Source organism: Candidatus Omnitrophota bacterium (genome assembly GCA_018830005.1).
Taxonomy (GTDB): domain Bacteria; phylum Omnitrophota; class Gorgyraeia; order JAHJTE01; family JAHJTE01; genus JAHJTE01.
Genome location: JAHJTE010000003.1, coordinates 251,318 through 263,956 on the forward strand (window position 1 = coordinate 251,318; position 12,639 = coordinate 263,956).

Annotated in this window: 9 protein-coding genes; all 9 read right to left on the reverse strand. The window is 40.0% G+C overall.

From position 1 onward, the window contains the following. Window positions 1–89: 89 nt before the first annotated feature. On the reverse strand, window positions 90–1,271 hold the full coding sequence (locus KJ593_07945; GenBank protein MBU2541814.1) for a hypothetical protein: 1,182 nt from the start codon (window positions 1,269–1,271) through the stop codon (window positions 90–92). Between the two features lie 27 nt (window positions 1,272–1,298). After that, window positions 1,299–2,540, reverse strand: a complete 1,242-nt coding sequence (locus KJ593_07950) for an ROK family transcriptional regulator (GenBank protein ID MBU2541815.1) — start codon at window positions 2,538–2,540, stop codon at window positions 1,299–1,301. 184 nt (window positions 2,541–2,724) lie between these two features. Further along, window positions 2,725–4,026, reverse strand: coding sequence for a hypothetical protein (locus tag KJ593_07955; protein MBU2541816.1), 1,302 nt, complete (start codon window positions 4,024–4,026; stop codon window positions 2,725–2,727). Then, complete coding sequence (locus KJ593_07960; protein ID MBU2541817.1) at window positions 4,019–5,149, reverse strand: hypothetical protein; 1,131 nt, start codon at window positions 5,147–5,149, stop codon at window positions 4,019–4,021. The genes KJ593_07955 and KJ593_07960 overlap by 8 nt, the downstream gene beginning before the upstream one ends. A 179-nt stretch (window positions 5,150–5,328) precedes the next feature. Further along, the gene (locus KJ593_07965) at window positions 5,329–7,665 is read right to left on the reverse strand and encodes a hypothetical protein (protein MBU2541818.1); all 2,337 of its coding nucleotides are present in this window, start codon (window positions 7,663–7,665) and stop codon (window positions 5,329–5,331) included. A 71-nt stretch (window positions 7,666–7,736) separates the two neighbouring features. Next, window positions 7,737–9,203: an MFS transporter gene (locus KJ593_07970; GenBank protein ID MBU2541819.1), complete on the reverse strand. Its 1,467-nt coding sequence runs from the start codon at window positions 9,201–9,203 to the stop codon at window positions 7,737–7,739. Window positions 9,204–9,332: 129 nt separating this feature from the next. Further along, window positions 9,333–10,169: a carbohydrate ABC transporter permease gene (locus KJ593_07975; GenBank protein MBU2541820.1), complete on the reverse strand. Its 837-nt coding sequence runs from the start codon at window positions 10,167–10,169 to the stop codon at window positions 9,333–9,335. 2 nt (window positions 10,170–10,171) lie between these two features. Continuing rightward, on the reverse strand, window positions 10,172–11,242 hold the full coding sequence (locus tag KJ593_07980) for a sugar ABC transporter permease (protein MBU2541821.1): 1,071 nt from the start codon (window positions 11,240–11,242) through the stop codon (window positions 10,172–10,174). Between the two features lie 11 nt (window positions 11,243–11,253). Further along, window positions 11,254–12,630, reverse strand: a complete 1,377-nt coding sequence (locus tag KJ593_07985; protein ID MBU2541822.1) for an extracellular solute-binding protein — start codon at window positions 12,628–12,630, stop codon at window positions 11,254–11,256. Window positions 12,631–12,639 lie beyond the last annotated feature (9 nt).

Here is a 12,639-nt window from a genome sequence, read left to right on the forward strand (position 1 = left end):
AGAAAAATATGCCCGTAAAAAAATTTACGGGCGGTAAGAATTTTAAAGCTTAGACATGAGAAAATCTATTTCTAGCAACTATTTAAAATTTATCTTACAGTATCGCCAATCCTAATATCGCGTTTGGGATTAACATTAATGACATCTGCTGCACTTATATTCTTTCGTGCCTGAATTACCTCAAGGCGCGCTATTGTGACCTTATTGCGATAAACGTCAAACTTTCTTCCGATTGTCACGCCTTGATTTTCACCTAAATTTATTACGACAAAATTATTCGTTTCATTTATAGCAATAACCTTACCAGAAATAATCCTTAAATCATTGATCGCATCTATCTTCTCACCCTTGACTATTATCGGCGGTAATTCCACTCCTTTAGTTTCGCCCTCTTGACTGGCGGCACTCTTGATCTGCTCATAACCGGACATAGCCTTTATCTCTTCTGTGGCAAGAGTCACCTCTTGAATTTTTTTCTCAATATCAAGATTCATTTCTTCAACCTTTTTATCTAACTGACTTCTCTCTTCATCAATCCTTTTTAATTTATTTTTAAGTGAAAAATTTGTCTTATCTACTTCCTTTATTCTTGCGCGCAGCGATATATTTTCCTGCTTTATATTTTTAACCTGCTCTAAGATTTCCTTTTTATCCTTTTGTTCGCGCATCAGCTCTTTCGAGAGATTTTCAGCCAGACGCTCATTGTAGGTAACTTGGCGCGACATGTCTTGATTATTCTGCTCTAGTTGCGAGACAGCTAAGGTCAGATCATTCTTTTCTTGCTCTGCCTTATCTAATCTCAATTGTAAATCACTCACCACATCTTTTAAATCAGATAATCTCAATTCTAAGTCAGCCTTGCTCTTTAGGATGCTGGCCCAATATTCATCCGGCTCTAGCATCTCAGCTTGAGTAGGCTCAAAGGCTGGCCCTTCCTTCTTTGCCAGGGCTAAGCCTTGTAACTTTCCTACTAACTCTTCCTTTTCTTTCGATAACAGCTCGTATTTTTCTACTGCACTATCACGTTCACCCTTTAAATCATTTATATCTTTTTCAAGCCCTGAGATCTTAACCTGCAGCTGCTCCTTATCTTCTTTCAGACGAGAAACCTGACCTGACCAATTACTTGTCTGGGTGTTAAGTTTTGTTTTTATCTCTTCATAGCCCTGTTGAAATGACTGTCTCTGTTGAAAAAGTTGAAGCAAGAAAAATATACTTACTAATAATAAAATTAATAATCCAATAATAATTAGTTTTGGACCTTTCCCCATTTTACCCCCTATTTAACAAAATTAATCTCAGGCCTCAGCAAACATATTGCGCACTACTAAACTTGCCGCACCTAAGGCTACGGAATTTTCCCCTAAACGAGACGGGATAACCTTTACGGCCTTAGCCATCTCCTTAAAAGACCACTCGTCAATTTCACTTCTTATAACATCAAGCAGAGCAGTGCCTGCCTCTTCTAGGCCACCGCCAATAATTATTAACTGAGGGTTTAGAAAGTTTACAAGAAAGGCAAGCTTTCTGCCCAGTCTCTTTGCTGCAGCACTAACCAATTCTAAGGCTGTTGTATCTGCCTGGCGTGCTGCTTTAAACACAGAAGAAAGCGTAATTTTGGTTATATCATTGCCTGCCAATTTCATGATCGTTGAGGAACTTTGTAATTCCGGATAAGAGACAAATTTATTCTTTGCTGCATCTAAAATACCTAAATCCGCCTCAGTACGTTTCAATAAACAAGGAGAACCGAAGTCACAATTAAAAAATCCATCATCCTTTGAATCTGATATAGAAAACTCCCCTGCTCCTCCACTTGCACCGCGATAAATCTCACCATTTATCATGATACCGCAACCTACTCCTGAAAATAAATAAAGAATGTGCTTTGTCTCTGCGTTCAAAGTCAGCCACTGTTCCCCAAAACAGGCCAATGTGGCATCATTGTCAATAAAGGCATCTAGTCCAAACTCGTGCTCGATAATATCCTTCAACGGCAGATAGACTGTTGCATAATTAGTCGGGTCTTGCGAAATCCTTTGCGGCCAAGAGACTGTTTCGCCCTCTTTATCTACGACGCCAGCTATTCCTATGCCTATTCCTTCAATTATCTTGTTCTGTTTTTTTGCCTCAGCCTGAAGTTCTTTAATAATCTTAATGATTGAGGCAACTATATCCTGAATATTTAACTCTGGCTTTTCATTTTTTATGCAGTGTAGCAACTTGCCGTTGAGGTCGGTCATCACTCCTACCATATGCAATAAATTTAAACCAACGCCAATAGCAACTCCTCGCTGCAGATTAAGATCAAGTAAGAGTGGCCTGCGGCCCCCGCCTGAAACATCAAGCGTCTTCTCCATAACTATATTTTTTTTCAAAAATTCTTCGATGTAATTCGAAACAGTAGCGATATTAAGCCCCACGAGTTTAGATATATCTGTTTTACTTATCGGGCCACTGCGTCTAATAGCTTCTAAGATAGCCAGATTTCTTCGCGATCTTTCAGTCAAAATCTCGCCTTCAAATCTTGAAGTCTTCACCTTTTCGGCATCACTTTCCCGTGGCTTTATGATATTTTAGCTAATATATAAACTATTTTAATAATACTACACAAGCTAAATTAAGTCAATAGGTTATCGTATTATTTTACTACAGACAGACAGGTAATTTCTGGATAAAAAAATAAGGCTGGTTTTTTGAGGTTAGTTTATGAACTACTTATATCTAATCCCTGCTCCAGTATTCCTCCAATGCATAGTATACCTTCTTGGGAATGCGCTCATCAGGACCGTCTTCCGCAACAAGCCTGACAATCCCCCACCATTCTTCATTCATATTTAAATTGCCTTCAGCAGCAATATCAAAATAGTAAGCTCCGTTTGACCAACCCGCTGTCTCATCGTGGATTGACCACTTTTGTGGATTATATTCTTCTGTCTTCCACCATTCGTCAGTCCACTCAAACACAACTCCGCCCAGACAGTTGCCTTCACCGCTTGCGCCAGCCAAATTCCTTTCAATCTCTTTCCATTCAGAAATTATAAATTGAGTCTGCATATCCTCATCAGGCTGCTTGGTATGCGCGTTAAAAGAGTCAGAGCCGAATTCTGAAATAAAAAAGGCCTTGCCCCAAAGATCCTTAACCCGGCTGAATAACCTGCCGAATGATTTTCCGCTGTAAATCGAACAGGCCAAAATATCCACGTGACTGGAGTGCTCTTTTGCCGTCTCAATAAAATCAATACCACCATTACCTAAGGCAACAGGATGGTCCGGATCAATATCCTTTATACAGGCTGCGATCTCATTGATAAACTTATAATAGACTTTTGCCTTCGCCTGCCTCTTTTTATAAGGATCTTTGATTTCGTCTAATCTAAGACTGCTCCAGAGGCGTAGCCTCTGTTTACCAAAAGAAAAATTATTTTCGTTACCTAAAACCCACAACAGGATACCTTCTGTATCCTTAAGCTCATTGACCATGGCCAGACAATCACGTTTAACGCTCTGCCTAAATTCAGAATTGTCATAATCAGGGTATGTCCCTTGCCAAAAACCTATCCAATGCCCCATTATTGTACGTATGCCAAATTCTTCGTAGAAATAATTAATAATCTCCTTAGTCCGCTCAATATCAGGTCCGGGCTGATATATGCGTATTGCATTTACCCCCATATCCTGCATTAATTGCGCATCCTTTTTAAAAACCTCTAAATCCTGCTGCCAAAAATCATAAGAATAGTTTTTGCCGATAGGAACAGGGCTATAACACACGCCTTTAATTACGAATGGGACACTTCTTGTTAAAAGCTGATAATCACCCTCTTTGGTTTTGGCTATCCTTACCTTTGGTTTGGCAGGAAGGCCGGATTTCAAGAAGTCAAAGCCAACTAAGAATAACAAAGAAAAAACCAGAAGCAAAATCAGAGATAGGTTTTTTTCTCTTGCTTCTGGCTTTCTTTTTTTATGCTTTCTTATTTTAAATATCCCCTTAGTCGATCCAACTTGCGCTACAGAATCACTCATATCTTATTTCATCAATATAGAAAACAACTCCCTCAGGATTTACATCCACATTAGTAGACCAGGTAAAACCGCCGCTTATATAACTTAGATCTTTACCCTTTAAGTCTATAACATACTGTTTCCATTTATCAGTTAAAATAACCGGACCAATACCAGCTGAGTCTGAATCAGAGTATTTACCCATTAAACCACCGATCTTAAATTCCTCGATCCTCTCTCCGCCTTTTTCGCCCCTTGCCCAAAAACTAAGTTTGCTGGCCTTGGATAAATCATAGCCGCCATCAACATTTCCCCAGTTGTTGGGAGGGCTCTGCCAATAAACGCCGGCCCAACGAGCACCATTAGACATATTTCCAGAATAAACTATTTTTACACAGCTTTCTCCTGATGTGGGATTATCAGCTGAGGCCTGATCTATAGATATATCACCATAATCTCCCATCCAGCCAGAAGGTGTGAAATGATTCTTCAAAGACATCCTGTCAGTATATACATAAAATGGCATCAGCTCAGCTGCTTTGACTTCAGGTTTCATTGATTCATCTTTCTCGAATTTAATTTCATCGATGTAGAAAACCGCTCCATCAGGGTTTAGATCTGCGCTTGTAACAAACACAAATCCTCCGCTTATATAGCTTAAATCCTTTTCTGCCAAATTAATGGTATATTTCTCCCAGGTGTCGCTCAATTCAACTGGGCCAAAATCTACTTCTGTTGAATCTGGATACGTGCCTTTAATTCCGCCGACTTTTAACTTCTCTATTATTTCACCGCCAGATTTTCCCTTTGCCCAAAAAGTTAGCTTGGTCATTCCAGTCAAATCATAACCACCCTGCCTTGAACCCCAGTTGTTAGGAGGATTCTGCCAATAAATACCAGTCCAACCAAAGCCTCCGGAACGTTTAGAGCTATAGGAAATCTCTATGCAAGTAGAGCCGCTGTAAGGCTCATTCCTTGACTCGTCGTTTAATTTAACATCACCATGATCTCCCATCCAGCCAGAAGGAATATAATGGTTATCAGGAGAATTCTTATCCATATACACGCTAAACACTTCCTGGGCACGAACTGATACTGTTGATAATAGAAAGATTACACTGAGTGCTAAAAAAACCTTTTTCATTATACTGCCTCCTTCATTAGAACCATGACCTATGTTAGTTACCACAAGTCCTGTCTTTATTTAATCTTTTAAAATCTTTTTAATTATCTTAGGAATCTGATTTGGTTTTTGTTGAGAATCTTTAGTATAATCTAAGCGTATAAAAAAGTCAAGCAAAATTGTCTTAGGATATTATGTATCTATCTCCAATATCTCTGCAGCGTGAAATAACTCTTACGAAGCTGTCTTAAAAATGGGCTCATCGAACCATCACCCTGAGAGACGAGACCTAACCACTCCTCATACATAAGACCATCCGGAAACGGACCTGTAAACAACCCCTTTATATCATGAACACCTGGCTCGTAAGCCTTCCACCATTCATCAGCCCATTCGAATACAACGCCGCCTAAGGCATTTCCGTAACCATGTTTACGAAATGCAGCGTTACTCATTATATCGTGCCAACAGCCCTCTAGATAATGAGCCTGCGAGGTCTGCGCGTCTTGCAGATTTCTCGCATAGGCCGGACAACCAAATTCAGTAATAAATGCCGGCTTGTCGGCTTCAAAGAATACTGATTGCCAAAAATCTGCAAATCCAAAACTTCCCCGATAAGCATTTGCCGCAAAGATATCTACGTTAGGGCAACTTTGTGTAAATATATCTAAAAATAGTGTATCTCCGTTGACCAAAGCAATGGGACGCTCGGAATCAATCTTTTTAATCTCACTAGCTACTTTATCGCAGAATTTATAGAAGGCCTCGGGTTTTTTATCCGCATTACAAGCCACCCCATAATTATTCTCATTTCCTAAAAGCCACATTAATATATAAGGCTCGTCTTTAAATTCTTTAACCATCTTAAGTGCTGAATCAAGCATATTCTTTTGATGTTCGCTATTTTCATAATCAGTGCCCTCGAACCAGCTTGCCCCTGAACCTATGGCATATTTTCCAAGAAAATCTCCCATCATCACCATAATCCCAAATTCGTCATAAAGCTTACGTAGCAATTTCTTATCAATAGCAAACGGTTGATGATAGACCCTTATAGTATTAACTCCCATATTTTTCATTAACTGAAAATCCCCTATTGGGAATTCATCTTTATCCTGTATATTATTATTATTTTTGTCAACGAAGGCATCGTAAGGGCCGTCAATTAAGCCATTATTGTTATAGTCATACTCCATCCAGTTAACAAGCGTACCATCATCTGGGCTTTGCCCAACCTTTGTTGGCGTATATGATATACCTTTAATCATGAACGGCTTACCCTCTACATACAAGCGCCAATGCCCATTGTCAAATTGAACTAACTTTATCTTTTCCCCGCCAATTTTTTTAGTGACCTTAACCGTCAACCTCTCTCTCTTATCTTTCAATCCAACTTTCTCAAACAGGCCGATTCGTTTTAATTTGCCTGGGTTAGTTATTACTTTATCATTGCTGATATCTTTATCAAATCCATTGATGACTCTTATCATCGCATCCTCGAGTTTTATGCCAACATTTGGATGGCGAAAACTCAAATATTTGATTTTGGAAATTGCAACTGGCCCAACATACCAAGGTGTCTTCCAATAGGTCCAACCGTAACTGCCAGGGAAATGAACCACTATTGCATAATAAGCCTTAATAGCATTTTCGATTAATCCAGCCCGCTCCAGGGCAAGTGCTGTATAAAAAAGCCTTACTCCCTCTAGCTCTGAGGCAATTGCCCATTTATAGAAATTTGCTTCTAAATCCGGAGTGTATAAAAAATCCCAATGGCTACCTAATAATCTACCCTCTTTTAAGGCCTTTCTGAAATTAGGGTCCCAGCGAACGCTGGTAGTATTAGGATATATCCCTTCGCCTATTGCAGCTGCCAATCCTTCTTGATCAGTAACCTCATATTTATAATCTTCAGTTCCGATACCTGAAAATTTACCATATTTTCCATAGTCAACTATTTTTTCCGCTCCAGCATCATAAAGAGTTAATTGCGTAGCTGCCCTGTCCGTTAGCTCTTCTTCTCTTGATTCCTCCTTAACCTCCGGCTTCCCTTTCTCTATTAATTTTATCTTATCCAGAATTGCCTGTGCCTTCTCTTCAACCGACCAAAACCAGCCGCGGGGATCCCAAGCCTGAGCAAACGAATAATCCTGAATTATCTGCCCTAGATCCTGCTTGGCTTTATTATATTGACCGACTTTAAAATATGCCTCGCCTCGAACAAATAAACAAGTTGCCACATCGTTTAAAGCAACGTATTCTCCGGCCTTGTCTCTTCCGGCTAAACACTTTAAACTAACTTGCTCTGCCTTAGCTGCTTGGGCATAATGCTCAATACATCCTTGAGTGATTTTATCTAACGCCTCTAAATCCTTTTCGCTAGATGCATTCCAGGCTTTTCGCACATACTCTCCAGAGGATAACATCTCCTCTGCAGCTAAAGTAGAGGGCAGAGAGTAGAAAGTCGCAAGAAAAAACAAAAGAAACAAAATTAAATTTTTTATTTTTGATTTTTTATTTTTGATATTTATCATCATCCTACCAGCGCCCCCCCCAGTAATATCCTTGATAATAAGTTTGACATCAACTTATTTTGGACGTTTCATATCTAACCCTGCTCCTGTCTTTCTCCTCTTCGCCTTTCCACCTGCGCACGAATTTCATAGGCCTTATCTTCGGTGATTGAGAAATTCTTAATGACGAAAATAGCCGCTATAGAGGTCACAATTGGAATACCGATATCGCACAAGCGCATATTCAACAACGTCCGCGCTGATTGGCCGAGACCTAATGCAACATTGAAGCCGGTTAGATTCAAGAGGACTCCGGATATAGCCGATGAAAGTGCGACTCCCACCTTTACCATCCACCAGTAAATAGCCCCAAACATACCTTCTCTACGCGTGTTGGTGGTAAGTTCGTCAAGGTCGCAAACATCTGCGACCATAGAGTTGACTAAGGTGAAAAGTGACCCCAGGCCGAATCCCATGAATGGAGCAGCGATCAACAGTAAGTACGGATGCTCGGGGCTATACCCAATCCATTTCAAAGCATAACCAATGATTGAAAGCGGAATAGTGATAAAAAATGTGTTTCTCTTCCCAAACTTCCTTGACAGCCGTGTGGTCACGTAAATGGCACCCATAGTACAAATAGCGCTGAATGTTCCAAAACAACCAAGCAATAAACCACCTTTTGCATAAGCTTGATCAAGAACAGGAGCATTCTTAAAGACATAGAAGAAAACAATATAGAGAGTAAAAGCTGACGCGCACATGAATCCGCCAAAAATCAGCAAGGTGAATATGCACAGCTTGCGAAATGGTTTACATTTAAGAGTGATGAAACCCCCGCCAAAGAATTTTTTCATCACATTCAAAGGACCCTTGATATTAGGCTTTGGTAAGTTGTGGAAGTATTCTTTATTAAAGATAGCTGGAACTATACCACACACAATGATAACGGTACCAATGATAATGGCCAAAACACGTCCGCCATAAACGATATCCGGGAACCAGTTCCGGTTGTGCATAATAGCCCAGCACCAAGGAGCGATGAGCCAAGGCAATTGACCGACAACATTGCTGGCCCCCTGCAGGCGTGTCCTCTCGTGATAATCAGGGGTCATTTCATAGCCAAGGGCGATCCAGGGGATGGAAAAACATGTAAATCCGATAAAATAAAGGGCCTGGATTATTCCGAAATACGAGATATAGAAAAGTTCGCTATGCCCTTTATGGAGTTGAAACATAAAGGCGTAACAAATCCCCCCGGTAATCGCACCAAATAATATAAGCGGCCTACGGCGCCCCCAACGAGTCCGCAGATTATCAGAAATGAAGCCGGTTATAGGATCTGATATGGCATCAACGATACGGGGAATGGCTCCGACCAAGCCCACTAAAGCGGGATTCACGCCTAACCCAAGGTTTAGAACAATTACCATCTGTGTAATAAAAGCAGCTTGAGAAGTATTCGCAAATGCCCCTATACTATATGCGGCTTTTTGAAAAAGAGTGATGCGATCTTTGAGGGCTGTGACATGGTGTTTAGGTTGACCAGCTGATTGTTTCATTAATCGATCTCCGTTTTTTTAATCAAATTAATGCTTGCCTAGGGCTGCCCTAGAGGCGAGCCGGCAGGCAAGGATAAATATGGTAATTATAAAAATTAATCTTGGCGTAAGTAAGCTTAAACACCTTTTTTATGGAAATGCCACCCGAGAAGTTACTCCCTTGACAATATACTTCTGCATCAACAGGTATAAGACAATTATAGGTAGGGCCGCTATAGTAAGCCCTGCCATCAAAAGTGGGTAATTAGTCAGGAACTCTCCCCGAAAAATCATCAACCCCCGTTGAAGAGGCATCAGGTCTTTACTATTAAATATTATCAAAGCCAGTACATATTCGTTCCAAACATTCAGGGCGTTAAAAATCACCACCACCGCAAGCGCCGGCTTGGCAAAGGGCAGAGCCACATGTCTATAAATCCCCAATCTGTTGCAGCCGTCAATTCTGGCGGCATCCTCTAACTCTTTAGGTATCTTATCGAAATACGTCTTAAGCAAAAATATGCTAAAAGACAGCCCCACGTTAATAAGGCATAAAACATACCCTAGCCGCGTATTGACCAAATGAAGTTTCACCATAAGCACATATAAAGGAACGAAACTACCAGGCAGCGGTATCATCATCGCGGCAAGAAACATGATAAAGAATGCGTTTCTTCCGGGAAATTTCAATCGCGAAAACGCAAATGCTGCCAGCGATGATACTAAAACTATGCCGAATACTACAGTAGAGGTATATATTAAGCTATTAAAGAAATACCTACCGAAATTCCCCTCTCTCCAGGCCGTGACATAATTCTCGAAATGCGGCTGGGCAGGAATTATGCTCATGTCAGAAAAAACCGTGCCTTGAGTCTTTAACGAAGAACCAAACATCCATAATAGAGGGAAAAGACAGGTAATCGACACTGAAATCAATAAAAGATGAACTAGGATGTTTGTGGTGGTTTTCTTTACCCTAAAAATCATCATTATGCCTGCCTCATATTTTGCGAGACCCTCTTCTGTATAAAGGAAATTGCCAGGAGGATTGCGCCGAATATTATACTCTGTGAACAAGCATACCCAAATCTAGAAGAGCCTATCATAGAATTTAGTATTCTAGTCACCGGCACCACGGTATGGAATACTGGGCCACCGTCGGTCATGGTAAGTATTAAAACAAACGACTGCATAGAGCCTAAAACCGTCAGTATCGCCACGAGCACGAATACGGGGATCATCAAAGGCACGGTAATACCTTTAAATACCTGCCAACTATTCGCTCCTTCAACACGTGCAGCTTCATAAAACTCGTGTGGTATAGTCTGCAATCCAGCAAGTAGAATAACAAATCCCCAGCCAAAACCTTTCCAGCTATGTACTATCGCCACACAGGTAAGAGCGGTCTTGGGATCGGACAGCCAAGACCTGGCTAGATTAGGAAAGCCTATTGCGTAAAGCCAGTGATTCAGCAATCCATAATCTCCGTCATACAACCACTGCCATACCAGACCCACGACGACCGCGGATAATACCGGAGGTATAAAAAATATTATCCTGTAGAAATTCCCTGCCTTCATTTGTCTATCGCAGGCTAATGCCAGAATCAAAGCCAGGGCATTCTGGAAAGTTAATGCGATAAAGGTAATATAACCGGCATTAAACATCGACTGCCACCAGACTTTATCTTTCATGACCTCTATAAAATTATATAAACCTACAAATTTCATTGTGGGTAATATTCCATCCCAGTTATAATGACCCAGTTGTAAAACTTTTATAAAAGGATAAATATAAAATATCGAAAAAATTGCTAAGGCAGGAACTATAAAAAGAAAACTCCTGAATTGACGTACTAGAATAATTTTAGTAATCAGGCCAATTAGAGCCGAGACTACCAATAATATTATGATAGGAGATATGAATCTAAGGTTGTGGGATTTTTGATAAATTAATTCTGCTAAAGAGACAGACAAGATAACTATGATTGATGTTGCTAAACCTTTTCTAAACCCCTTAAGCGCCCTATACCAATCATAGATATTTTTAAATAATATCATCAATCGTTTAATTAGAAGCTCTCCTGGGACTCTTTCTCTTTTATAGCCTGCAATTCTTGCGCTAAGCTTTCAGGAGTTTTTTCTTTAATCAATATTGACTGAATGCCTTTTCCCAGTGCCTCGATGACAGCTGGAGACTCAGTCACTGGCCAAATGCCAGGATTAGTGGTGCTATCCATATCATCTGCAAACTGAGCCAAAATCTTGGGGATTTTGGCAAGCGCAAATTTGTTGGAAGGTAAGTTTTTAGTCTCACTCGATAAATATACCTGTTGGTCTTTATCTGTTAACCATTTTAAAAACTTTATTGTCTCTAGTTTCTTACTAGATCTATCATTTACAAGAAATGAGAATGAAGAACCTCCGCCCCAAATATACATAGGATTTTTTCCATTTACTTTTGGTGGCAAGAATGCAGCATACTCTAGGCGGGGATTCATGCCATCATAAACATTAACACACCATGAACCATTAAATGCAAATGCCGCTCTTTCATTAGCAAATGTCTGCTCAGCGACTTTATTTTTCATTATGACGATTCCGGATGCTAAGGCATCTTTATCTACTAGTTCTTTAAATAATGAAAAGACTTTAATCCATTCAGGATCAGTATAAGGTAGGTCTCCTTTTAAAGTAGCGATAACCTTATCTTCTCCCATAATATTAAATGCATAATTGGACGCAAAGCAATCAATCATCCAAATCTCTCCCCACCCCGAGACCAAGCCTGGCACACCAACTTTTTTTAGCTTTTGGATATCGTCAATAAATTCCTCCCAGTTTGAGGGTGGTCTCTCTGGATCAAGCCTTGCCTTCTTAAATAATTTTTTATTGTAAAGCATCTGGATATTCATTATATCAATAGGGGCACCATAGATGCCTGGCAATATGGCATAGGTATTATTCTCCTTGAATTCCACCACCTCTAGAGCTTTAGAAAAGAAACATTCTTTCCAAAGGCCATTTTCCTCATTCATAGCCTCACTTAAATCTGCTACCTGGCCACTTTTTATAAATGCCGCAAAATCTCTCTTTTCACCCAGAAGTCCGTATATATCTGGCAAGGTTCTTCCTTGGGCAGCAGCGCGCACCTTTTGGCTATAGACATCAGAAGGGGCATAGAGTTCAAAATTAATCCTTATGCCGGTTTCATCTTCGTATCGTTTGGCTAATTCTTGAAAAGCAGACTCCCTATCAGTCATCCAATGCCAAACAGTTATCGTCTTTTTAGCTAGGGCATCGTCTCTCTGAGCACAGCCACTTGAATTGAAAATCCAAAGTCCAAATATCAAAATCCAAAATGACAAACTAAAATTAAAAAATTTAAAAACTTTTTTAAATTTTGGTATGTGGTTTTGATTTTTGATTTTTGATTTTTGATTTTTCACTTTTTCCCC